The organism is Nocardia sp. NPDC101769 (assembly GCF_044766925.1).
Lineage (GTDB): Bacteria > Actinomycetota > Actinomycetes > Mycobacteriales > Mycobacteriaceae > Nocardia.
On the sequence record NZ_JBIWMX010000003.1, the window covers coordinates 23,320 to 45,340 of the forward strand.

Below are 22,021 nucleotides of genomic sequence, written 5' to 3' on the forward strand. Positions count from 1 at the left end.
TCCCGGCTGACTCGGCCGGGACCCGGTGTGGTGGAACGGCTTTCAGCCCAGGTGCAGGCGCCGCATGAGGCGCAGGGTGACCAGGGTGGACTTGAGCTGCTTCTCGTAGGGCATGGAGGCGCGGGCCGCCATGATCTGCTTCTTCTGCACGCCTACATTGATGGTGTCGGTGTACTTGAGGATGCCGGCCGCGCCGTGGCGGGTGCCGACGCCGGACTGCTTCACGCCGCCCGACGGGGTGCCCTTGGCGGCGTAGCTGGTGACGAAGCCGTCGTTGATATTGATGGCGCCGGCTTCGACGCGCTCGGCGAGTTTCGTTGCGCGGTCGATGTTTCCGGTCCAGATACTGGCATTGAGACCGTACGCGGTGTCGTTCGCGAGCGCGACGGCCTCGTCCTCGGTGCCGTACTTGTAGATGCTGACCACGGGGCCGAAGGTCTCCATGGTGGCGTGGGCCATGTCCTTGGTGACGCCGGTGAGGACGGTCGGCTCGAAGAAGGCGGGGCCGATGTCGGGGCGGGGGTTGCCGCCGGTGACGACGGTCGCGCCCTTCTCCCGGGCCTCGTCGACGTGGGAGGCGACGCGCTTCATGTGGTCCACCGAGACCAGCGAGCCCATCTCGGGATCGAAGTCGTAGCTGGCGCCCATCTTGCCGGCGAGTTCCTCGGCGGCGGCCACGAAGCGGCGCAGGTACTCGTCGTAGATGCGCTCGTGGACGTAGATGCGCTCGATGTGCATGCACGCCTGGCCGGTGTTGCCGAAGACGGCGAACACGGCCGAGGGGATGGCCTCGTCGAGGTTGACGTCGTCGAGCACGATCATCGGGTTCTTGCCGCCGAGTTCCAGGCTGCAGCCGATGAGGTTGCGCCCGGCCTGCTCACCGATGGTGCGGCCGGTGGCGGTGGAGCCGGTGAACATGACGAATTCGACATTGTCGATAAGGGTGGGGCCGACGTCGGGGCCGCCGCCGCAGACCACCTGGATGAGCCCGCGCGGCAGGCCCGCCTTCTGCAGCAGTTCGATGCCGTAGAGGGTGCACAGCGCGGTCTTGTTGTCCGGCTTCATGATCACTCCGTTGCCGGCCATGAGCGCCGGGGTGGAGTCGGACATGGAGATGGCGAACGGGAAGTTCCACGGTGCGATGACCGCGACCACGCCCTTGGGCCGGTGCTCCTCGGTGGAGGAGGTGATGACCGGCATCGGGCCGCTGCGCTTCTTGGGCTTGAGGGTCTTCTCGGCGGTCTTCAGGTAGTGGGCGATGACCATCGGCGTATCGCACGCCTCCTCGATGGCCATCCGCCGCGCCTTGCCGCAGCCGATCTGGATCAGGTCCGCGATGGTCTCGATCTCGGAGAGAATCAGCTCGTGCGCGCGCTCGAATACGGCGAGACGGTCCTTGAGCGGCCGGGCGGCCCATTCCTTCTGGGCGGCGCGGGCGATCTCGACGGCGGCCTCGACGTCCTCGGGCGAGGACTGCGGCAGGTAGCCGACGACGTCGCCGGTGTAGACCTCGACCATCTCGAAGGGCTCGCGGGCCTCACCGGCCTTGCCCGCCGTCACCATCGCGGTCAGCCGGTTGATGAGGGATTCCGTGACGCGCGGCGGAAGCTTCGCCTTGCTCGTTGTGCTCATGGGACTCTCTCCACTACTTGCCGCCCGTGACGGCGGTCACCATGATCCAAACTAGAACACGTTATTGTTCAGGACAACGGCGCGGGGTAGTTTCGTGCCGGAATCTTGGTTCGCCCATGTGGAAAGAAGGGTCGGCGATGACCGCAGCGACTGCTGAAACACCTAGCAACACCGAACCGCACGCTCTGGTCGAGAAGCGCGGCGCGACGCTGATCGTCACCATGAACCGCCCCAAGTCCAAGAACGCCCTCACCGGCGAGATGCTGGCGATCATGACCGAGGCGTGGGACACCGTCGACAACGATCCGGAGATCCGCTCCTGCATCCTCACCGGTGCCGGCGGCGCGTTCTGCGCGGGCGCGGATCTGAAGGCCATGAACAAGCGCAGCCCGGACGACGGCATGAAGGAGGGCAGCGCGTTCGACCCGTCCCGCATGCCCGGTCTGCTCAAGGGCCGTCGCCTGACCAAGCCGCTGATCGCGGCGGTGGAGGGCGCGGCCATCGCGGGCGGCACCGAGATCCTGCAGGGCACCGATATCCGCATCGCCGGTGAGAGCGCCAAGTTCGGTGTCTCCGAGGCGAAGTGGAGCCTGTTCCCGATGGGCGGCTCGGCGGTGCGGCTGCCGCGCCAGATCCCCTACACCGTCGCCGCGGAGCTGCTGCTGACCGGCCGCCACATCACCGCGGCCGAGGCACTGAACTTCGGCCTCATCGGCCATGTGGTGCCGGACGGGACCGCGCTGGACAAGGCGCTGGAGATCGCCGAGCTGATCAACAACAACGGCCCGCTGGCCGTGCAGGCGATCCTCAAGGTCATCCGCGACACCGAGGGCATGCACGAGGAAGAGGCGTTCAAGATCGACGCCAAGGTCGGCCTGCCGGTCTTCCGCAGCAACGACGCGAAGGAGGGCCCGCGCGCCTTCGCCGAGAAGCGCAAGCCGAATTTCCAGGGCAACTAGGAATTCCGGGGACTGTCCCCGGAGATGAGGTGGCGACGGACCTCTCGCATCGCCACCTCACCGTCAGCGGGCGGCCAATTCCTCGCCGAGGAAGCCGCCGGACTGGTGCCGCCACAGCTGCGCGTACGTACCTTCGCCGCGCAGCAGCTCCTCATGGCTGCCCTGTTCGACGATCCGCCCGCGATCGAGCACGATCAGCCGGTCCATCCCGGCCACCGTGCTCAACCGGTGCGCGACCACCAGCGCCGTACGCCCCTCCATCAACTCCCAGAGTGCTTGCTGCACAAGGATTTCGCTCTCGGAGTCGAGGGCGCTGGTGGCCTCGTCCAGCAGCAGGATCGGGGCGTCGCGCAGGATGGCCCGCGCGAGCGCGACCCGCTGGCGTTGCCCGCCGGAGAGTTTCACGCCGCGCTCGCCGATGAGCGTGTCCATGCCCTCGGGCAGCCCGTCCGCGAATTCGGTGACGTGCGCGGCTTTGGCGGCGCGCCGCACCTCCTCGTCGGTGGCCTCGGGCCGGGCGAAGCGAATGTTCTCGCTCAGTGACCGGTGGAACATGGCCGGGTCCTGCGGCACGTAGGACAGCAGGCTGCGCAGATCATGCTGACGCAGGCGCGAAATGTCCTGTCCGCCAATCCGGATGACACCGCCGTCGACGTCCATCATGCGCAGCAGGAGCTGGGTGAGCGTGCTCTTGCCGCCGCCCGACCGGCCGACCAGGCCGATGCGCGCGCCACTGGCCACATCCAGATCCAGCCCGCGGAACAGGGGCGGCGCACCCGCGTGGGCGAAGTCCACCCGTTCGAACCGGATGCCGGAGCCCTTGGGGCAGAGCGGTTCCGGCTCGGTCGCGTCGAGCACCGTCGGCGATTCCAGCAGCAGTTCGGTGAACTGCGCGGCCTCGGTGGTGGAGCTCTCCAGCCGTCGGTAGATCTGGTTGAACCGGAACATGATGCCGGTGGCGTTCCAGTAGTAGGTGAAGGCCACCATGATCACCTCGACCGAGGCGTGCCCGCCGCCGATGCCCAGGGCGATCAGCAATCCGGACACGTTCACGATCACCATCAGCGGCGTGACCGCGGTGTCGATGTAGAGGTTGTTGTAGTCCCAGGACCGCAACGACTTTCGCCGTTGCACCGCCACCCGCCGCCGATGCTCGTCGATCTCCTGCGGTTCGGCCGCGAAGGCCCGCACCGCCTGCATGTTCGACAGGGTGTCGGAGACGTGGCCCGACACCCGCGCGATGGCGGCCTCGCGATCGTCGACCAGGTGCTGGCGCCGCCGGATCAGCGGGGCGACCACGACGCCGCTCACCGCGATCAGGCCGAGCAGCACGACGACCAGCATCGGGTCGTAGCGCCACAGCACCACCGAGGCGAAGCTCAACGGCACCAGGGCGGCGACGATCTCGAAAGCGAAGGTATCGGCGAACTCCTCGAACCGGGTCGCGAAGCTCAGCGCGCGCTTGGTCAGCGAGCCCGCGAAGTTGTTGTGGAAGAACGCCGAATCCTTGGCCAGCAATTCGTCCATGGCGGTGTTGTAGAGGCTCTCGATGCCGTAGGCGTCGAGGCGGTTGAGGCAGTGGATGCCCAACCGCCAGAAGACTTCCGCGATGAACAGCAGCGCGCCGAAACCGATCACGTACGGCGCGAGCGTGCCGAACGAGGAGTCACCGGTGGCGGCCACCTTGCCCACGACCACCGCGACCAGCAGCGGCGCGATGTAGAGCTGGCAGACATTGCCGAGGGCGGGCCCCAGCATGGCCGGAATCGTGATTGCCTTGCGCCGGGCCATTTCCCGGCCGTAGTAGCGCAGAACCAGCCTGACTGCGGATGTGCGCGAACTCATCCATCCCCTCTCGAATAGGTGCTTCGAGCAGTGCAGACAGCCCAGAGTGCCTGGCGGGGAGAGGGTTCGCCACCGAATTTTTGCCATGCCGTAACTGGTTTCCGACGCCGGCCCAGCGGTTTCAGCGCTGGGCAGCCGCAGGGCCGGCTGCCCAGCGCCGGGAGCGGATGCCGATCGGAGCACGTGCCGGCATCCACGTTCGGGGGATTACTCGGTGGGGTGCACCGAGCGCCGGACGATGGCACGCGCCAGGCCGGGAAGCAGCCTCCGCACGAGATACGCCGGCCGCGCCTGTCCGGGGAAGACGAACAGCGGCGCCTTCGGTTTGGCGAGCGCCTTTTCCAGCGCGTCGACAATGCTCTCGGGCGTGGCGCCGCCGGCATTGCCGAGCACGCTGGCGTTCTCCTTGCGGACCGCGTCCAGGAACGGGGTCTCCACCATGGGCGGGCAGAGCACGAGCAGCCGCACGCCGGTGCCGTGCAGTTCATAGGAGAGGCTGTCGGCGAAGCCGACCACCGCGTGCTTGGAGGCCGTGTACCCGGCCATGCCGGGTGAGGGCAGCCAGCCCGCGAGCGAAGCGAACAGCACCACGGTGCCCGCGCCGGCCTGCTTCATGGCGGGGATGACGGCCTGGCAGAGGTTGACGGTGCCGATGTAGTTGATGTCCATCATCTTCCGGATCTGGGCCACGTCGTGGTCCAGCACGGAGGCGTGCACATGGGCCATGCCGGCCGCGTGCACCAGGCGGTCGATGGTGCCCAATTCCGCGCGCACCTTGTCGACGACGGCGCGGACCTGCGCGGAATCCGACACGTCACACGCGTAGGTGTGGGTGTTGGGCGAGCGCGCGGCCATGGTGGCCAGGCCGTCTGCGTTCAGGTCGACCGCGGCCACCTGCCAGCCCGCGGCGGCGAGTCGCTGCGCGACGATGCGGCCCATGCCGCTGGCCGCTCCGGTGACGAGTGCTGTCCGGCTCATCGGACCTCCCGGGTCTGCAATACCGTCGCGGCGTCCTCGAAGGTCATGCGGAGTGCGCCGATCCGGCTGGAGAACAGTGCACGCGCGGGGAGTCCCAGCGCCCGCAATTGCTCGGAGACCGGATGGTCTCCGAGTTCGATGCGCGCGCCGCCCGGCCGTCCCCGGACCTGGGCCGGATTCATGACCCACGGTGTGCGCCGCAGGATTCCGTTGCGAGCGGTGTAGGCGTCGATGGATGCCCCGCCCGCGCCGCCGGGCATGCGGAAGCCGCCGGCGACCCGCAGCGCGAGCACGAACTGCCCGTCGACGTGGACCTCGCAGCGGTGCCCGCGGCCGTCCGGCGTGATGTCGATATCGGCCATGAGTTTCGGGAAGCCCCAGATGGACCGTCCCGCTTCACAGGTGAAGCTCTGGTTGACCGGCAGCCAGTGGATGTACGCGCCGGTGCTGTTCTTGCGCCCGGGCTGTCTGGCCATGAGCGAGAACGCGAATTCGTGGTACGGCCCGAGGTCTCCGTCGATGTAGCGGACGAAGGCCAGGGAGAGCACAGCCTTTCCGGGCAGCGTCGTGATCGGCTCCAGCCCGGTGCCGGCGAGCAGGTCGCGGGCCGCGGCCGCGTCGGCGAGGAACAGCGCCGAGCAGGCGTCCGCATGCCGGATCTGCACCGGCATGCGGACCTGTTCGCCGAGTACGGTATGCGCCTCCATGCCAGAATTAGAACAGGTTTCAGTGACGGACGCCGGTCGTTTCACCGAGTTTCTTCACCTCACCTCGTGGTCGGGTTCCCGCGCGGCCACATACGCCTTGGCCCAGCGGTAGTCGGGCTTGCCGCTGGGCGTGCGCACGACGGTCTCGGCCACCCAGATCCGCCGCGGCAGTTTGTATCCCGCGAGATGCTCGCGCACGTGCTCCGCCAGGGCGGCGAAGTCGATCGCGCCCGCGGCCGGCGACACCACGGCCGCCACCAGTTGCCCCCAGCGCTCGTGTGGCACCCCGATGACGACCGCGTCGTAAACGGCGGGATGGGCCTTGACGGTGGCCTCGACCTCTTCCGGGAAAACCTTTTCGCCGCCGGTATTGATGACCATATTGCCGCGCCCGATCAGGGTGACCGACCCATCGGACTCCACGCGCGCGCGATCGTCGGTGATGACCATGCGCACCCCGTCCACGGTGCGGAAGAGCTTGTCGGTCTTGACCGGATCCTTGTAGTAGCCGATCGGCACGTTGCCGGTCTTGGCCACCCAGCCCTCGCCGCCCGGCGCGACCGGCCGCCCGGCGTCGTCCACCACCAGCGCCCCGCGCCCGGTGACGACCCGTGGCGCGCGGGCCGGATCGTCATCCTTGTGCGCGAATCCGATACCGCCGAAACCGGTTTCGGAGGAACCGATGGATTCGGTGACCAGGGTGTTCGGGAACAGTTCCAGCAGTGCGTTCTTCACCGGCTGGGTGAGCTGGGCCGCGCCGGAGCCGATGGAGATCAGCGAGGACGCGTCCACCGGAGCGGCCCGGTAGGAGTCCACCAGCGGCCGGGCGATGGCGTCACCGGTGACCACCAGGACCTGGGGTCGCTCCCGCGCCACCACCTGCCACACCTCGTCGGCGTCGAAGCGCGGCTGGAACAGCACCGCGTTGCCGGACCACAGCGCGGTGAAGGTGGGCATCATAGCGGCGGCATGGATGAGCGGCGGCAGCACGAACCACGTCATGGGCGAGGGGTTTTCGGCCCCGGCGCGGGATTGCTGGTACTCGTCGGCGACGGGTTCACCGGTGTAGAAGTCGATGCCCCCACCCAGCACCCGCCACATGTCCTCCTGCCGCCAGATGACGCCCTTGGGCAGGCCGGTGGTGCCGCCGGTGTACATGATGAAGTGGTCGTCGGCGCTGCGCGGCCCGAAATCCTGGTCGGGCGAACCTGATTCGAGCGCCTGCTCGTACGGCACGGAGACGGTCGCCAGCCCCGCACCGCCCTGATCGTCCTCGACCACCAGGGTGTGCCGCAGCTTCGGCAATTGCGGCCGGATCTCCTCGATCAGCGGCGCATAGCAGCGGTGGTGCACCGCCATCTCGAGGTCGGCGTTGTCGTAGACGTAGCGCAGTTCCTCCGCGCGGTACCGGTAGTTGATATTGACCGGCACCGCGCGAATCTTGTAGCAGCCCAGCAGCGTTTCGAGACTCTCGATGCTGTTGTGCATGTGGAAGCCGACGTGGGTGCCCGGCCCCGCCCCGGCGGCGGCGAGGTGGTGGGCCAGCCGGTTGGCGCGGGCGTCGAGTTCGGCGAAGGTGCGCCGGCGCGGGCCCTCGATGACGGCGGTCCGGTCCGGCACGGCGTCGGCGGCGTGTTCGTAGAGGTCGGCGAAAGTACACGCCATGGCCGTATCTCCTGGTGTGTTCCGGCTACAGGACGGTGAGCGGCAGCGGGGTGCCCCGGTCGGTGAAGGTGAAGGCGGCCCCGGAGCTGAACCGGGTGATGGCGACCTCGTCGGCCTCGCGGTACGGCACGTCCGCACAACCGATTTCGAGGGTGAGGCCGCACTCGTCGACGGAGCGGACCCGAGTGTGGAAGCGCGGGTTGACCCCGCGCACCAGCGCGTCGAGCGGGGCCAGGTGCTCGGGGTCGAGCAGGGCGGGCCACGCGCCGTCGTCGATCGCGCCGCAGCCGCGGCCGATCCGCAGTTCCACCAGTTGTTCGCCGCCGGTGGTCTCGGTGGCGACCTCGATGTCGACGTAGGCGGCCGGATTGAAGGCCGGATGCAGCCGCAGCACCTGGGCCAGCGCCGCGGCGTCGTCGCCGAGCCCGAGCGCCGTGCGGATGCGTTCGGCGGTGAGTCCGGCGATTCCCGTCCACTGCTTACGCAGGATATCCAGCGCCACTTCTGGTTTCGTCCGGGCTTCGACGGCGGTCTTGTAGCCGAGGGTGAGCAGGTGGTGCTGCAGGCACACCTCGTCGGCGATCCGGATGAGCGCGGAGCGGGAGAAGTCCTCGAAGCGCAGATCGCTCAGCAGCGGGCCCGAATAGTCCTGCCGCCCCGGATCTTCCGGATCGATGGGCGCCAATACCGTGGCGGCGGCCTCGGATCCGGCCACCACCTGCGCGTCGGCGGGCGGGACCGGTGGCTCGTGGGCGGGATCGATGGTGACCGTCCACGCGCACACCGGTTTCTTGTGGTGTTCCAGCCGGTCGGCGGGCTCGCGGGGCGGGCGGTGCACCGGGCGGACCTGCGCATAGGGGTTGGTGGCCAGTGCGGTCGCGTCGAAGGTGGGGTCCTCGATGTCGTGGCACATGGCGACCACGAACTCGGTGCCCATCGGCTCCACGTCGGCGAGCGCGCCGCAGTGGTCCAGGTGGAATTCGCCGTGGTCGTGGTCGATCACCCGGAAGCGGAAGTCCATGAATTGCGGTGGCGCGCCGATATCCAGCTGGAAGCCCTTGAAGATGGCGTCCACGCCGTCGCCGGTGATGTCGAGCGCCCGCCGCATGCGCCGGGTGTAGACCGGGCTGGCCAGCTGCCATTCGTCGATGGCCACCGCGGTCATGCCCTCGCGGCCGAGCGCGCCCAGCACGTGCGCCATGCCGGAGCGGTCGATGAGGTGACCGCACAGCAGCAGCTCCGGAACCAGCAGAGCCAGTTCGGATCTGGTCAGGGCTTCGAATCTGCTGTTCACCACAGGGGCACCGGCCCCTCTCCGATGGGGTACCAGCCGGGCAGCGGTTCGCCCGTCATGGCCCGCTCCATGCGCTTGCGCATTCCGGACGACAGCGCGTCGCTGGAGATCATCTCGACGAAGAGCGCGGTCACATTGCCGAAGTCGAAGAAGTCGCGCTGCCAGGACCACTGGAAATCGCCCGCGTAGCGGAACCAGCTCCCGCCGATGCCTTCCGGACTGTAGGGTCGGCCATCCGCCCGCCGGCCCTCGTTGACCTGCTTCCAGAAGCCGATGACGCTGCCGCTGCGCTCGTCGACCACGAATTCCTGATACGGATAAGTCCAGCCCTCGAGGCCGAACATCTCCTGGCCGAGCGCGATGTCACGGATCTCGTCGCGGCCGACGGCCATGAACTCCTGCTGCGGGCCGTAGTTCCAGCCGTAGGTGGCGTCCTCGGTGTAGAAGTGCTCGAGCGGCTTCCAATCGCCCTGTGCCTCACACTGTTTGTTCTCGTCCACCCAGCGGCGGATCATTTCGTCGAGTTCGTCGCGGGACCAGCTCACCGCGGTCTCCTTCTGTTCGGGATGCGCTATTCGGTCGCGCTGTCGTCGACCAGCGACAGCGCCTGGGTCGGGCAGTAGCGGACGGCGGCGCGGGCCGCCTCCAGGTCGGCACCGGGGTCGGGGCGCAGGATCCGGACCTGCCCCTGTTTGGGCACGTGGAAGAGTTCGGGGGCCTCGTCCTGGCAGACGGCGTGGCCCTGGCAGAGATCGAGATCGACGATCAGTCGCATCAGGAGGCGTCCTTCCTGTCCTGGATCGGCGCTTCCGGCTGCACCTCCACCAGCACCAGATGCGCGCCGCGCGGGGTGGAGACGACCGCGGTCACGGCCGCCGCGAGATCGGCGGGCCGCAGGAACTGCGGGTGCCGGGCGAAGCCCCATTTCACCCAGTTCTCCAGCAGCGGGCCGACGACTTCCGGGGTGGCCTGCATGCCCATGCCGGTGAGGGTCTGACCCGGGCGGACGATGGACGAGCGCACCCCGGTGCCCTCCAGCTCCATGCGCAACTGGGTGGCGAAGGCCTCCACCCCGGTCTTGGCCGCGTTGTACGCGCCGGCGCCGGGACGCACCCGGACCGCACAGTCGGAGCCGATGACGACGAAGTCGCCGCGCTGCCGTTCGATCATGCCCGGCAGCACCCGGTACGCGAGGCGCTGCGCGCCGACCAGATGCACGCGGACCTGGGATTCGAAGACGTCGGGATCCATTTCCCAGGCCCGGCCGAATTCGAGGTCGCCCGCGCCGGAGACGAGGATCTCGGTGGGGCCCAGCGCTGCCTCCGCGGCGGTCACGAATTCGTGCACCGAGGCGGTGTCGGAGACGTCCAGCCGTCCGGCGAACGCCTCACCGCCGGCCGCGCGGATCTTCTCGGCGAGGGTCTCGCAGATCTCCACCCGGCGTGCGCCGAGCGCGACCGGATGCCCCAGGGCGGCAAGGGCTTCCGCCGTGGCGGCGCCGATGCCGGAGGACGCGCCCGCGACAATGGCGGGACGGCGGTCGGGATGTGCGGGGAAACGGGTCATCGGCGGACCTCCACGGAGACGGGCAGGTGGGCGAAGCCGCGCACATTCACCGAATGCACTCGCTGGCAACCGGTTTCACCGATGCCGAAGGCTGGCACACGAGCCGCGAACTCCCCCAGCACGATCGAGGCCTCCAGCCGGGCCAGGTGCGCGCCCAGGCAGAAGTGCACGCTGCGGCCGAAGCTGATCAGCCCGCCCTTGTCGGCGCGTTCGATGTCGTAGCGATCCGGGTCGTGGAAGACGGCGGCGTCGCGATTGGCGGAACCGACCAGCAGCAGCACTTTCGAGCCGCGCGGAATCGTCTGCCCGTAGTACTCGAGGTCCTCGGCGGCGGTGCGGGCCAGAATCTGGCTCGACGCGTCGTAGCGCAGCGTCTCGTCCACCCAGTCCGCCACGAGTTCCGGGTGGGCGGCGACCTTGGCATACTCGCCGGGGTTGCGGCCCGCCCAATACAGCGCATTGCCCAGCAGTTTCGTGGTGGTCTCGTTCCCGGCGACCACCATGAGGAACATGAATCCGAGGATCTCCTCATCGGTGAGCCGATCCCCGTCGGCTTCGGCGTCGAGCAGGGCCGAGGTCAGATCGTCGGTGCGCTGCCGCTTCCGGGCCATGAGCATCTCGTTGTAGTAGCCCGCCAGCCGCAAGGCGGCCTCCATGGCCGCGGCCGGCACATCCAGCACGCCCTCCTCGCGATGCACCAGCAGGTCCGCGAGCCTGCGCAGTTCGGTGCGATCGGATTCGGGGACGCCCAGCAGTTCGGAGATGACATCCATCGGGACCTGTCCCGCCACGGCGTCGATCCAGTCGAAATCGCCTCCGGCCAGCGCGGATTCGAGGTAGCGCCGGGTGATATCGCGGATGCGATCGCTCATCTCGGTGACCCGGCGCGGCGTGAAGCCCTGGTAGACCAGCTTGCGCAGGCGCAGGTGCCGCGGATCGTCCATGGCCAGGAAGGACATGGTCCGCCAGGCGTGCGGACCCCAGGCGGCGGGGTCCAGGGAGACGCCGTTGGCGCTGGAGAGCCGGATATTGTCCCGGAAGCCGGCCGTCACGTCGGCGTGCCGGGACAGTGCCCAGAAGTCCAGGTCGGGGTGGTGGTACACCGGCGCCTCGGTGCGCAACCGCTGGTACACGGGGTAGGGGTCCTCGTGGATGCGGTAGTCGTAGGGGTCGAACAGCAGCGGCTCTAGGGAGGCTGCGGTCATGGTGTCTGCACCTCGTCTTCGATAACGCGTTCATCGGCTCCGATGAACGTTTTCCAGCAATGGAGACACATAGCTGGACATGTGTCTGTACGGTACTAGCGACGGGATCGCCTGACAACGGAATCCCGCGAACAGAATCGGCAATGTCCGCGCAAACTGAAACAGGTTCTTGCGTGTATCCGAGCCGCGAACCTATAGTCCGTACACGTGTCCGGACAGCATGGGAGCTACCTATGAGCCCGAGCGATCTCGTCCCCGACGGCGGTTCGCACCTGCTGATCGGCGGCAAGCTGACGCCCGGCGGCGGCGGTGTGTTCACCACCGCCAACCCCGCCACCGGGGAAACCCTCGGCTATGCCGCCAATGCCGACGCCGCCGATATGGACGCGGCCATCGCCGCCGCCCGTACCGCCTTCGACACCACCGACTGGCCGGGCGATCCGGGTTTTCGCGCGACCTGCCTGCGGCAGCTGCGGGACGCGCTGCGCGGGCACCTCGAGGAACTGCGCGAGATCACCATCGCCGAGGCCGGCGCACCCCGCATGCTGACCAGCGGGCCGCAGCTGGAGGGCCCCGTCGGCGATCTCGGGTACTTCGCCGACCTCGCCGAGAACTATGCGTGGGAAACTGATCTCGGCATCGCCTCACCCATGGGAATCAAGAGTGCGCGGCGGGTGCGCCGGGAACCCATCGGCGTCGTCGGGGCGATCACGCCCTGGAATTTCCCGCACCAGATCAACTTCGCCAAGCTGGGCCCGGCGCTCGCGGCGGGAACCACGGTGGTGCTCAAGCCCGCGCCCGATACGCCCTGGTGCGCGGCGGCCGTGGGACGGATCATCGCCGAGGAGACCGATATTCCGGCCGGGGTGGTCAATATCGTCACCTCCGACGACCATGGGCTGGGCGCCCAGCTGGTCACCGATCCGCGGGTGGACATGATCTCGTTCACCGGGTCGACCCGGACCGGCCGGGCCGTCATGGCCGCTGCGGCAACGTCTTTGAAGAAGGTGTTCCTGGAGCTGGGCGGGAAATCGGCGTTCATCGTGCTGGACGACGCGGACATCGCCGCGGCGGCCGCCTACGCGGCGTTCGGGGTGTGCGTGCACGCCGGGCAGGGCTGTGCGATCAGTACCCGGCTGCTGGTGCCGCGCGAGCTGCACGATCGGGCGGTCGAAGCGGCCGCGCGCACCCTGGCCGGGATCAAGCCCGGGGATCCGTCGAAACCCGGAACCGTCTGCGGCCCCGTCATTTCCGAACGGCAGCTGGCGCGCGTCGAGCGCTATCTCGAGATCGCGCGCGCCGAGGGCGGCACCATCGTCACCGGCGGCGGGCGGCCCGAGCGCGCCGGCGGCTGGTTCATCGAGCCGACGCTGATCACGGGGCTGCCCAACAGTTCCACCGTGGCCCAGGAGGAGATCTTCGGGCCCGTCCTCACCGTCATCCCGCACGACGGTGACGCGGATGCCGTCCGCATCGCCAACGACTCCCCCTACGGCCTGTCCGGCTCGGTCTGGGGACGCGATCCCGAGCGGCTGCGCGCGGTCGTGGAGGGCGTGCGCACCGGGACGCTGAGCGTGAACGGCGGCATCTGGTATTCGGCCGACGCGCCCTTCGGCGGTTACAAGCAGTCCGGCATCGGCCGGGAAATGGGCGTCCTCGGCTTCGAGGAATACACCGAGACCAAGCTCATCGCGACGGCGTCCGAGGAGAACTGAGATGAACCGATTCACCGACAGGTCGATCATCGTCACCGGCGCCGCGCGCGGCATCGGCGCCGCCTACGCGCGGGCGCTGGCCGCCGAGGGCGCGAAAGTGGTTGTCGCCGACCTCAACAGCGAACTGGGCGAGACCGTCGCCAAGGAGATCACCGCCGCCGGCGGCGTCGCGGTCTTCGCGCAGGTCGACGTGGCCGACCCGGTGTCCGCCAAGGCGGTCGCCGACTTCACCGTCGCCGAGTTCGGCGGCATCGATCACCTGGTCAACAATGCCGCCATCTACGGCGATATGAAGCTCGACATTCTGCTGACCGTGCCGTGGGACTACTACAAGAAGTTCATGGCCGTGAATCTCGATGGGGCGCTGAATATGACGCGCGCGGTATACCAGCACATCGCGGCCCGGGGCGGCGGGTCGATCGTCAATCAGTCGTCCACCGCCGCCTGGACCTACTCCGGGTTCTACGGACTGGCCAAGGCGGGCATCAACAGCCTCACCCAGCAGCTGGCGCACGAGCTGGGGCACTCCAGGATTCGGGTGAACGCCATCGCGCCCGGGCCCACCGATACCGAGGCCACCCGCAGCATCGTGCCCGACCAGTTCGTGGATCAGCTGGTGAAGCAGATGGCACTCAAGCGGCTCGGCACCACCGACGACATGGTCGGGGCGTGCCTGTACCTGCTGTCCGACGATGCCGCGTGGGTGACCGGTCAGGTGCTCAATGTCGATGGGGGGCAGGTATTCCGGCCATGAGTGAGAACGAGGAAATCCCGGTCGGGTTCATCGGACTCGGCAATATGGGCGCGCCGATGGCGCAGCGCCTGGTCGACTGGCCGGGCGGGCTCGTGGTGTGCGATATGCGGCCGGACGCGGTGCAGCCGTTCACCGATGCGGGCGCGACTGCCGCCGCCACCGCCGCCGAGGTTGCGCGGCGATGCGGCGTCGTCTCGGTCGTGGTCCTCGACGACGACCAGGTGCGCTCGGTCGTGACCGGCCCCGATGGGCTGCTGCAGACCGCGAAACCGGGCACGGTCATCGCCGTGCACTCCACCATCTCCGACCGCACGGCCGTCGAACTGGGCGCCGAATGCGCCTCGCACGGCGTGGAATTCGTGGACGCGCCGATCAGCGGCGGGGCGCCGGCCGCACAGCGCGGGGAGCTCGCGGTCATGGTGGGCGGCAGTACGGCCGCCTTCGAGACGGTGCGGGAACCGTTCGGGCGCTTCGGATCCCTGGTCATCCACGCCGGCGAGGTCGGTGCGGGTACGCGCATGAAGCTGGCGCGCAACCTGCTGCACTTCGTCGCCTTCACCGCGGCGTCGGAGGCACAGCGACTGGCCGAGGCGGGCGGGCTGGACATCGCCACGCTCGGCAAGGTGGTCCGGCACTCCGACTCGCACACCGGCGGGCCCGGCGCGATCATGCTGCGCAAGACCACCGCGCCGGTCGCCGCGGACGACTTCTGGTTCCCGGTTCTCGGCCACGTCCGCGACCTCGGCGAGAAGGATCTGGCGCTGGCGCTGGATCTGGCCGGGCGGCTGGATGTCGATCTGCCGCTGGCGCGGCGCGCATTGCACGACCTGGGTGACGGGCTCGGTGTGGGGCCCGGAACGATCGCGAAGGAGCAGTCATGACAGCGGATCAGAGTCCCTCGGAGCAGCGGCGGCAGGGCCTGAAGAAGATGTCGGAGGTGTACGGGTTCGATCTGCCGAACCTGGCCGGTGATCCGTTCTTCGAGGTCACCGTCGATCACCTGTTCGCCGATATCTGGAATCGGCCCGGCCTGTCGCTGCGCGACCGGCGGCTGCTGCTGCTCGGCGCCATTACGGCGCAGGGACATTCGGAGATCGCCGAGATCCAGGTCGGCGCGGCCCTGCGCAATGGCGAGCTCGACGCCGATCAGCTGCGTGAGATCGCGGTGTTCCTCGCGCACTACGTGGGCTGGCCCGCGGCCACCAAGCTGGACGGCGTCATTCGCAAGACGCTCGCCAAGGACAAGAAGAAGTAATCCCTACCCGCAGTGAGGAATACAGAGACAATGGCGGAAACCGCAAGCGTCCGACCGCTTCTGGCCGGCGAGGTCGAGACCTGGGATCACCAGGCCGACGTCGTGGTCGTCGGCTTCGGCATCGCCGGGGTGTGCGCGGCCATCGAGGCCGCACGCTCGGGGTCCGATGTCCTGGTGCTGGAACGCACCGGCGGCTGGGGCGGTGCGGCCGCCATGTCCGGCGGCTTCATCTATCTCGGCGGCGGTACCGCGCTGCAGCAGAAACTGGGCTTCGAGGACACCGCCGAGAACATGGAGGCATTCCTCACCGCGGCCCTGGGCCCGGGCGTCGACAAGGCCAAGGTCCACGACTACTGCCAGGGCAGTATCGAGCACTTCGATTGGCTCGTCGCCCAGGGTGTTCCGTTCAAAGAGGAGTTCTGGGGCGAGCCCGGCTACGAGCCGCCCGGCGACCAGGGCCTGATGTATTCCGGCGGCGAGAACGCCGCGCCGTTCAAGGACTCGATCCCGCCCGCGCCGCGCGGTCACCTGGCCTGGACCAAGGACAAGAAGCTGGGCGAGAAGGGCGGCGGCTACATGCTGATGGAACCGCTCGCCCACAAGGCCGACGAGCTCGGCGTGCGGCACGAATACGACGTGCGGCTGCGCCGGCTCATCGTCGACGAGACCGGGCGCGTGGTGGGCGTGGCCGCCACCCGCTACGGCAAGCCGGTACACGTGCGCGCCGAACGCGGCGTGGTGCTGGCCACCGGCAGCTTCGCCTACAACCATGAAATGGTGCAGCGCTACGCGCCCAAGATCTCCGGCCGTCCCACCGCCACCGTCGAGGAGCACGACGGCATCGGCATCCGGGTCGCCCAGGCGCTGGGCGCGGATCTCGCGCACATGGACGCCACCGAGGTGGCGCTGGTGGTGGATCCGCAGGTGGTGGCGCGCGGCATCCTGGTGAACGGGCGCGGGCAGCGCTTCATCACCGAGGACACCTACGCCGGGCGCATGGGTCAGGCTGTGCTGCAGGAGCAGGGCAATCAGGCGTACCTGGTGATCGACGAACTCGCGCTGGAGGAGGCGATGGAGAGCAAGTCCTCGCTGTCCTTCCTGCGCACCGCACCGACCTGGGTGGCCGAGACGGTCGCCGAGCTGGAGAGCGAGATGGGGCTGCCGGAACACACCCTGCAGGCCACCGTCGACCTCTACAACCACCACGCGGAGCAGGGCGAGGATCCGTTGCTGCGCAAGAAGACCGAATGGGTCAAGCCCATCCGCACCCCGCTCGGCGCCTACGACCTGCGCGGCTACACCGGCGGCTTCACCCTGGGCGGCCTGCGCACCGACCTGGACTCCCGAGTCCTCCACGTCTCCGGCGAGCCCATCCCCGGCCTGTACGCCGCGGGCCGCGTCACCTCAGGTATCTGCGCCGGCGGCTACGCCTCGGGATGTTCCCTCGGCGACGGCAGCTTCTACGGCCGCCGCGCCGGCGTCTCCGCCGCCAAGCAGCTCTGAAAGGAGCCGTCCCCCATGCGATTCGGCATCGTCCTGTTCACCAGCGACCGTGGGATCACGCCCGCGGCCGCCGCCAAGGCCGCCGAAGATCGAGGCTTCGACTCCTTCTTCGTCCCCGAGCACACCCACATCCCCGTCAAACGCGACGCGGCGCACCCCCAGACGGGCACCTCCGAACTCCCCGACGACCGCTACATGCGCACCCTCGACCCGTGGGTGGCCCTCGGCACGGCCGCCGCGGTCACCTCCCGCATCGAGTTGTCCACCGCGGTAGCGCTGCCCACCGAGAGTGACCCCATCACCCTCGCCAAGACCATTGCCACCCTGGACCACCTCTCGGGCGGCCGCGTCACCCTCGGCGCCGGATTCGGCTGGAACACCGACGAACTCACCGACCACGGCGTACCCGGCAACAAGCGCCGCACCGTGCTGCGCGAATACATCGAAGCCATGCGTGCCCTCTGGACCGAGGACGAAGCCGCCTACTCCGGTGATTTCGTGTCCTTCGGCCCCAGCTGGGCCTGGCCCAAGCCGATCCAATCCCACATCCCCGTCCTCATCGGCGCCGGCGGCACCGAGAAGACCTTCAAGTGGATCGCCCGCTCCGGCGACGGCTGGATCACCACCCCCTACGAATCCGACGTCTCCGCCTCCACCACCCTGCTGATGAAGCACTGGCAGGAAGCAGGCCGCGAAGGCACTCCGCGCGTGGTGGCCCTCGGCCACAAACCCGACCCCGAAAAGCTCTCGGCCTGGGCCGAAGCCGGAGTCACCGACGTCCTCTACGGCCTCCCCGACAAACCCGAACCCGACGTCCTCGCCTACCTCGACCGCCTGGCGGGCAAACTCGCCCCGCTGGGCCTGACCACCGCGACCGACTGACCCGTCCGACACGCGGCCCGGAACAACACCGACCTCCCCGCCCGCAAGAGACCGCAGGGCGCGGAGGTCGGTCTGTGTCGAGGCAGGAGGAAGCAAGATAACCGAAACGCGCCTTGAAAACTCTTGGCAAATCCTGAGATTCGCGCCGCACGCCGTCTAGTTGCAGGCGGCGATGCGTTGCAGGATTCGCAGTGCTCCGACCGCAGCGAGTTCACGGAACTTCCCGCCGGCCGCGACTCGGCGAGAGAGGGCATCGGCGTCGCGGAGCGCGAGCAGCCCGCCACCGGCGATCCAGTGAGCCCAGTCGTCGTAGGCGCGCTCCGCGCCGGCATCGGAGCCCGGCTCGGCGATCAGGAGCAGACGCAGCGGCTTACGCCACCCACGAACCTCGCTGTCGTAATTACCCGGCGTGGCTTCGTCAGGATTACCCGGTGCGGCCTCGTCGGCGCGAGCAGCGACTTCCAGAATGACGCCCTTGCCCGCATATGCGCGCGCGGCGTCGGACAATGCGCGAGCCTCGTCAACCGGCCACGTTCCGTTGATTTGCTCGATCAGTGCCAACATTTCGCGGGCGGTGGCCTGGAGCGCGATGCGGTTCATTCGAAAGCCTTTCCGATGCGCGCTCATTCATACGGTTCGCGCATACCGCGAGTTGCTCGGCGGGCTCGGCCATAGTAGCATCCGGACACGTGTCTGATCCCCTTTCCGCCCGCCCTGCGGTGAGCATGGAGGCCACTCGCCGGCGGCTCACCGAGAAGCAGGCCGATACCGTGGACCGCCTGACCCGCGCGGCCATGGATGTGCTGTCGCGGGAGGGGTTCTCCGGGCTCACCGTGCGCATGGTGGCGGCGCAGGCCGGGGTGGGCACGGCCACCGCGTACACCTATTTCTCCTCGAAGGAACACCTGGTCGCGGAGATGTTCTGGCGGCGACTGGCCGCCACCGAGCCGCCCGCCGCGGAGGGCTCCGATTCGACCGCGCGGGTGCTGGCGGTGCTACGGCAGATCGCGCTGCTACTGGCCGACGAGCCGACCCTCGCGGGCGCGGTGACGGCCGCACTGCTGGGGACCGATCCGGATGTGGCGCATCTGCGACTGCGGATCGGTGGTGAGATCCGGCGGCGATTGATCGACGCGCTGGGCGCGGACGCCGATCCCGAACTCGTGGAAACCCTGGAGATGATCTACGCGGGCGCACTGGTGCGCGCCGGCATGGGCTACGTGTCCTACGCCGAGATCGCCGATCGGATGGAGAAGTTCGCGCTGCGCGTACTGCGCAGCTGAGAACGCTTGCCGGGCAATAACACTCTCTTGCCGGGCAATAACTCCCGTTGTACCTTCTGGACAGGTGCCTATCCGGGAGGTCGCGGATGACCCTGGGCAAACCGCGCGCGGTAACCGGTGGCGAGCACGAGCTCGGCTACCGCGAGAAGATGCGCGGCCACGCCACCACCATCGCCCGCGAGGTGAACCGCATGCTGGCCGGCTGGGGCGACGCGGGCGAGGTCGACCTGCTCGAATTCCTCGCCGAACTCACCATGTACACGTCCTCGGCCTGCCTGATCGGTCCCAGGTTCCGCGAGGAACTCGACGGTCGCTTCGCGCGCCTCTTCCACGACCGCCGCCACGACGACGCCCGCCACCAGCTGATGAAACTGGTGCGCCACATCATGGCCGGGCGGATGGCGAATCCATCGACAGGCGAGAACGAGCGGGACCTGCTCGACGAGCTGGTATCGGACCCGGACGAGCAGGGCCGGCCATGCTTCTCACCCAGCGAGGTCACGGGAATCTTCATCTCGATCATGGTCGCCGGCCACCACACCGCTTCGGGGGCGGCAGCCTGGACGATCATCGAATTACTGCGGAATCCGCAGGTGCTGGCGCAGGTCGTCATCGAACTGGACAGCCTCTACGCCGACGGCGCGGACGCGAGTTCCGCCGCGCTGCAGCAGATGCCGAATCTGGAGGCTGTCCTCGAGGAAGTCCTGCGCCGGCACCCACCGCTCATCATCGATCCCGGTGACCTGATGGCCACGAGTCCCGCCGTCTCCATACGGATTCCGGATGTCGGCGAAGCATTCACGCTCATACAGCTGAAGGCGATCTTCTCGATCCTGTTGCGGGACTGGGAGTTCGAGCTCGCGCAGCCATCGGACAGCTACGGCGACGATCATTCCGGGATGGCGGCGGAGCCGCGACAGCCGTGCGCGGTGCGGTACCGCCGCCGCACACGACCGCCGGAAAGCTGAATTACAGCGCGCCCTCGAGGGCGGCCACGACCGCCGGGTCCTTCGGCTCGGTGCGCGGACGGAACCGCCCCAGCACCGCGCCGTCCCGGCCGATCAGGAACTTCTCGAAGTTCCACTGGATGTCCCCGGCCTCGCCGGCGGCGTCCGCGACCTGGGTCAGCTCCCGGTACAGCGCGATCCGGCCCTCGCCGTTGACGTCGCTCTTCTCCAGCAGCGGGAAGTCCACTCCATAAGTGACGGAACAGAATTCCGCGATCTCCTCGGCGGTGCCGGGCTCCTGGCCCATGAACTGGTTGCACGGCACGCCGACCACGGTGAAGCCCTGCGGCCCATAGGTCTGCTGCAGTTCGACCAAGCCCGTGTACTGCGGGGTGAGCCCGCACTTGGAGGCGACATTGACCAGCAGCACGACCTTGTCGCCGGCCAGTTCGGCCAGCGTGGTGGGCTTGTCGGTGAGCGTGCGGAGCGGAATTTCGCGAAGATTCGTCACAAACACGAATACTAGAACGGGTTCGTGGAGGTCACCGGTTCAGGAGTAACGCACCTGCCAGTGTTTGATGCCGTTGATCCAGCCCGACCGCAGCCGCTGCGGCGGCGCGACCTCGGTGATCTCCGGCATGGCGTCGGCGATGGCATTGAACATCAGGTCGATCTCCAGCCGCGCCAGATTCGCGCCCACACAGAAGTGGTTTCCGGTCCCGCCGAAGCCGACATGCGGATTGGGATCACGCTCCACATCGAATTCGAAGGGGTGTTCGAAGACCTCCTCATCGAAGTTGGCAGAGCTGTAGAACAGCCCCACCCGCTGCCCCTCCAGCACTTTCTGCCCGCCGATTTCGGTGTCGTGCATGGCGGTTCGCTGGAACGCCGAGACCGGAGTCGCCCAGCGCACGATTTCGTCGGGTGCGGTGCGCGGCCGGCGCCGCTTGTACAGCTCCCACTGATCGGGGTGATCCACAAAGGCTTTCATGCCGTGCGCGATGGCATTGCGGGTGGTTTCATTGCCCGCCACCGACAACAGGATGACGAAGAACCCGAACTCGTCCGACCCCAGGGCCTCCCCGTCCACATCGGCGGTGACCAGCTGGGAGACGATGTCGCCGACCGGGTGGGCCCGGCGCTGTTCGGCCATGACGTACGCGTATCCGAGCAGTTCGGCATTGGCGGTCATATTGCTGCCCGCGAATTCCGGATCGTCGTAGTTGAGCAGCTGATTGGACCAGGTGAACAGCTTGTGGCGGTCGTCCTGCGGCACGCCGAGCAGTTCCGCGATGGCCTGCAGCGGCAGCTCGCACGCCACCTGTTGGACGAAATCGCCACCGCCGCTCGCCTTCGCCTCCCGTACGATCTTTTCCGCGCGTTCGGTGAGCGCGGCCCGCAATCCCTCGATGGCGCGCGGAGTGAATCCCTTGGAGACGATGCGCCGGATCTTGGTGTGCTTGGGCGGATCCATATTCACCAGCAGCGCCTCGCGCCCGAGTTCGAGCTGTTCGGGTTCGGAGTCGGCGGGCATTTTGATGATGGAGCCCTTGCGATTCGAGGACCAGAGTTCCGGTCTGCGGGAGATCTCCTTGACATCCTCGTGACGGGTGATCACCCAGTAACCGTCGTCGTCCATGGGTGCGGCCTGCTCGGGAGTCTGGGCATTCCACCAGACCGGCGCCGTGCGGCGCAGCAGTGCGAACTCCTCGGCGGGGCTGTGGTCGGCCCAGAGCGCGGGATCGGTGAAATCGAATCCGGCCGGTAATGACGGAACAGACACTGTTCCTCCTCGAGCAAGGTGCCGCTATGATCACGAAATTGGAACGTG

At 68.2% G+C, this 22,021-nt stretch carries 22 protein-coding genes; 9 read left to right on the forward strand and 13 right to left on the reverse strand.

Features of this window, described 5'->3' with window-relative positions:
• Positions 1-42: 42 nt before the first annotated feature.
• Positions 43-1,632, reverse strand: a complete 1,590-nt coding sequence (locus ACIRRA_RS06105) for a succinic semialdehyde dehydrogenase (protein WP_402763778.1) — start codon at positions 1,630-1,632, stop codon at positions 43-45.
• Between the two features lie 137 nt (positions 1,633-1,769).
• Here ACIRRA_RS06105 and ACIRRA_RS06110 point away from each other — a divergent pair, with 137 nt between their 5' ends.
• The gene (locus ACIRRA_RS06110) at positions 1,770-2,591 is read left to right on the forward strand and encodes a crotonase/enoyl-CoA hydratase family protein (protein ID WP_354839022.1); all 822 of its coding nucleotides are present in this window, start codon (positions 1,770-1,772) and stop codon (positions 2,589-2,591) included.
• Positions 2,592-2,654: 63 nt separating this feature from the next.
• On the opposite strand, the gene ACIRRA_RS06115 is transcribed toward ACIRRA_RS06110, so the two are convergent.
• The 9 genes from ACIRRA_RS06115 to ACIRRA_RS06155 all read right to left on the reverse strand — a co-directional run bounded on the left by ACIRRA_RS06115 (position 2,655) and on the right by ACIRRA_RS06155 (position 11,851).
• On the reverse strand, positions 2,655-4,436 hold the full coding sequence (locus ACIRRA_RS06115; RefSeq protein ID WP_402763782.1) for an ABC transporter ATP-binding protein: 1,782 nt from the start codon (positions 4,434-4,436) through the stop codon (positions 2,655-2,657).
• 207 nt (positions 4,437-4,643) lie between these two features.
• Entirely contained in the window at positions 4,644-5,414 is a 771-nt protein-coding gene (locus tag ACIRRA_RS06120) for an SDR family oxidoreductase (protein ID WP_357000590.1), read from the reverse strand.
• Positions 5,411-6,121 carry an acetoacetate decarboxylase family protein gene (locus ACIRRA_RS06125; RefSeq protein WP_402763785.1) on the reverse strand — a complete coding sequence of 237 codons (711 nt, stop codon included), beginning with the start codon at positions 6,119-6,121 and terminating at the stop codon, positions 5,411-5,413. The genes ACIRRA_RS06120 and ACIRRA_RS06125 overlap by 4 nt, the downstream gene beginning before the upstream one ends.
• A gap of 54 nt (positions 6,122-6,175) precedes the next feature.
• Entirely contained in the window at positions 6,176-7,786 is a 1,611-nt protein-coding gene (locus ACIRRA_RS06130; RefSeq protein ID WP_402763788.1) for an acyl-CoA synthetase, read from the reverse strand.
• Between the two features lie 25 nt (positions 7,787-7,811).
• Positions 7,812-9,080, reverse strand: coding sequence for a hypothetical protein (locus tag ACIRRA_RS06135; RefSeq protein ID WP_402763791.1), 1,269 nt, complete (start codon positions 9,078-9,080; stop codon positions 7,812-7,814).
• Positions 9,077-9,595, reverse strand: a complete 519-nt coding sequence (locus ACIRRA_RS06140) for a nuclear transport factor 2 family protein (protein WP_402764821.1) — start codon at positions 9,593-9,595, stop codon at positions 9,077-9,079. The genes ACIRRA_RS06135 and ACIRRA_RS06140 overlap by 4 nt, the downstream gene beginning before the upstream one ends.
• A gap of 56 nt (positions 9,596-9,651) precedes the next feature.
• Positions 9,652-9,855: a ferredoxin gene (locus ACIRRA_RS06145; RefSeq protein WP_402763794.1), complete on the reverse strand. Its 204-nt coding sequence runs from the start codon at positions 9,853-9,855 to the stop codon at positions 9,652-9,654.
• Positions 9,855-10,646, reverse strand: a complete 792-nt coding sequence (locus ACIRRA_RS06150; RefSeq protein ID WP_402763797.1) for an SDR family oxidoreductase — start codon at positions 10,644-10,646, stop codon at positions 9,855-9,857. Before ACIRRA_RS06150 ends, ACIRRA_RS06145 begins: the two co-directional genes overlap by 1 nt.
• Entirely contained in the window at positions 10,643-11,851 is a 1,209-nt protein-coding gene (locus ACIRRA_RS06155) for a cytochrome P450 (protein ID WP_402763800.1), read from the reverse strand. Before ACIRRA_RS06155 ends, ACIRRA_RS06150 begins: the two co-directional genes overlap by 4 nt.
• A gap of 233 nt (positions 11,852-12,084) precedes the next feature.
• Between ACIRRA_RS06155 and ACIRRA_RS06160 the strand changes: the two genes are divergently transcribed.
• Genes ACIRRA_RS06160 through ACIRRA_RS06185 form a run of 6 tightly spaced genes read left to right on the forward strand, consistent with a single transcriptional unit; the run spans position 12,085 to position 17,960 of the window.
• On the forward strand, positions 12,085-13,566 hold the full coding sequence (locus ACIRRA_RS06160; protein ID WP_402763803.1) for an aldehyde dehydrogenase: 1,482 nt from the start codon (positions 12,085-12,087) through the stop codon (positions 13,564-13,566).
• 1 nt (position 13,567) lies between these two features.
• Positions 13,568-14,320: an SDR family oxidoreductase gene (locus tag ACIRRA_RS06165; protein WP_402763806.1), complete on the forward strand. Its 753-nt coding sequence runs from the start codon at positions 13,568-13,570 to the stop codon at positions 14,318-14,320.
• Positions 14,317-15,201, forward strand: a complete 885-nt coding sequence (locus tag ACIRRA_RS06170) for an NAD(P)-dependent oxidoreductase (RefSeq protein ID WP_402763809.1) — start codon at positions 14,317-14,319, stop codon at positions 15,199-15,201. Before ACIRRA_RS06165 ends, ACIRRA_RS06170 begins: the two co-directional genes overlap by 4 nt.
• Positions 15,198-15,575, forward strand: a complete 378-nt coding sequence (locus tag ACIRRA_RS06175) for a carboxymuconolactone decarboxylase family protein (RefSeq protein WP_402763812.1) — start codon at positions 15,198-15,200, stop codon at positions 15,573-15,575. The genes ACIRRA_RS06170 and ACIRRA_RS06175 overlap by 4 nt, the downstream gene beginning before the upstream one ends.
• Before the next feature lie 30 nt (positions 15,576-15,605).
• A complete protein-coding gene (locus ACIRRA_RS06180) occupies positions 15,606-17,078 on the forward strand; it encodes an FAD-dependent oxidoreductase (protein WP_357000620.1) in 1,473 nt (490 codons plus the stop codon).
• 15 nt (positions 17,079-17,093) lie between these two features.
• On the forward strand, positions 17,094-17,960 hold the full coding sequence (locus tag ACIRRA_RS06185) for an LLM class F420-dependent oxidoreductase (protein ID WP_402763815.1): 867 nt from the start codon (positions 17,094-17,096) through the stop codon (positions 17,958-17,960).
• A 156-nt stretch (positions 17,961-18,116) separates the two neighbouring features.
• Here the strand turns inward: ACIRRA_RS06185 and ACIRRA_RS06190 are convergent, their stop codons facing one another.
• Entirely contained in the window at positions 18,117-18,560 is a 444-nt protein-coding gene (locus ACIRRA_RS06190; protein ID WP_402763818.1) for a hypothetical protein, read from the reverse strand.
• 119 nt (positions 18,561-18,679) lie between these two features.
• On the opposite strand from ACIRRA_RS06190, the gene ACIRRA_RS06195 reads away from it, so the two are divergent.
• Together ACIRRA_RS06195 and ACIRRA_RS06200 are read left to right on the forward strand one after the other, a co-directional pair.
• Complete coding sequence (locus ACIRRA_RS06195; protein ID WP_357001199.1) at positions 18,680-19,243, forward strand: helix-turn-helix domain-containing protein; 564 nt, start codon at positions 18,680-18,682, stop codon at positions 19,241-19,243.
• 86 nt (positions 19,244-19,329) lie between these two features.
• Positions 19,330-20,211 (forward strand): cytochrome P450, encoded by an 882-nt coding sequence (locus ACIRRA_RS06200; protein WP_402763821.1) that lies wholly within the window; start codon positions 19,330-19,332, stop codon positions 20,209-20,211.
• Between the two features lies 1 nt (position 20,212).
• Here the strand turns inward: ACIRRA_RS06200 and ACIRRA_RS06205 are convergent, their stop codons facing one another.
• Together ACIRRA_RS06205 and ACIRRA_RS06210 are read right to left on the reverse strand one after the other, a co-directional pair.
• Positions 20,213-20,701: a glutathione peroxidase gene (locus ACIRRA_RS06205; RefSeq protein ID WP_402763824.1), complete on the reverse strand. Its 489-nt coding sequence runs from the start codon at positions 20,699-20,701 to the stop codon at positions 20,213-20,215.
• Positions 20,702-20,740: 39 nt separating this feature from the next.
• Positions 20,741-21,973 (reverse strand): cytochrome P450, encoded by a 1,233-nt coding sequence (locus ACIRRA_RS06210; protein ID WP_402763827.1) that lies wholly within the window; start codon positions 21,971-21,973, stop codon positions 20,741-20,743.
• Positions 21,974-22,021 lie beyond the last annotated feature (48 nt).

Coding starts and splice junctions, on each gene's coding strand:
- ACIRRA_RS06105 (WP_402763778.1), bottom strand. CDS start 1,632: ATGAGCACAACGAGCAAGGCGAAGCTTCCGCCGCGCGTCACGGAATCC.
- ACIRRA_RS06110 (WP_354839022.1), top strand. CDS start 1,770: ATGACCGCAGCGACTGCTGAAACACCTAGCAACACCGAACCGCACGCT.
- ACIRRA_RS06115 (WP_402763782.1), bottom strand. CDS start 4,436: ATGAGTTCGCGCACATCCGCAGTCAGGCTGGTTCTGCGCTACTACGGC.
- ACIRRA_RS06120 (WP_357000590.1), bottom strand. CDS start 5,414: ATGAGCCGGACAGCACTCGTCACCGGAGCGGCCAGCGGCATGGGCCGC.
- ACIRRA_RS06125 (WP_402763785.1), bottom strand. CDS start 6,121: ATGGAGGCGCATACCGTACTCGGCGAACAGGTCCGCATGCCGGTGCAG.
- ACIRRA_RS06130 (WP_402763788.1), bottom strand. CDS start 7,786: ATGGCGTGTACTTTCGCCGACCTCTACGAACACGCCGCCGACGCCGTG.
- ACIRRA_RS06140 (WP_402764821.1), bottom strand. CDS start 9,595: ATGATCCGCCGCTGGGTGGACGAGAACAAACAGTGTGAGGCACAGGGC.
- ACIRRA_RS06145 (WP_402763794.1), bottom strand. CDS start 9,855: ATGCGACTGATCGTCGATCTCGATCTCTGCCAGGGCCACGCCGTCTGC.
- ACIRRA_RS06150 (WP_402763797.1), bottom strand. CDS start 10,646: ATGACCCGTTTCCCCGCACATCCCGACCGCCGTCCCGCCATTGTCGCG.
- ACIRRA_RS06155 (WP_402763800.1), bottom strand. CDS start 11,851: ATGACCGCAGCCTCCCTAGAGCCGCTGCTGTTCGACCCCTACGACTAC.
- ACIRRA_RS06160 (WP_402763803.1), top strand. CDS start 12,085: ATGAGCCCGAGCGATCTCGTCCCCGACGGCGGTTCGCACCTGCTGATC.
- ACIRRA_RS06165 (WP_402763806.1), top strand. CDS start 13,568: ATGAACCGATTCACCGACAGGTCGATCATCGTCACCGGCGCCGCGCGC.
- ACIRRA_RS06170 (WP_402763809.1), top strand. CDS start 14,317: ATGAGTGAGAACGAGGAAATCCCGGTCGGGTTCATCGGACTCGGCAAT.
- ACIRRA_RS06175 (WP_402763812.1), top strand. CDS start 15,198: ATGACAGCGGATCAGAGTCCCTCGGAGCAGCGGCGGCAGGGCCTGAAG.
- ACIRRA_RS06180 (WP_357000620.1), top strand. CDS start 15,606: ATGGCGGAAACCGCAAGCGTCCGACCGCTTCTGGCCGGCGAGGTCGAG.
- ACIRRA_RS06185 (WP_402763815.1), top strand. CDS start 17,094: ATGCGATTCGGCATCGTCCTGTTCACCAGCGACCGTGGGATCACGCCC.
- ACIRRA_RS06190 (WP_402763818.1), bottom strand. CDS start 18,560: ATGAACCGCATCGCGCTCCAGGCCACCGCCCGCGAAATGTTGGCACTG.
- ACIRRA_RS06200 (WP_402763821.1), top strand. CDS start 19,330: ATGACCCTGGGCAAACCGCGCGCGGTAACCGGTGGCGAGCACGAGCTC.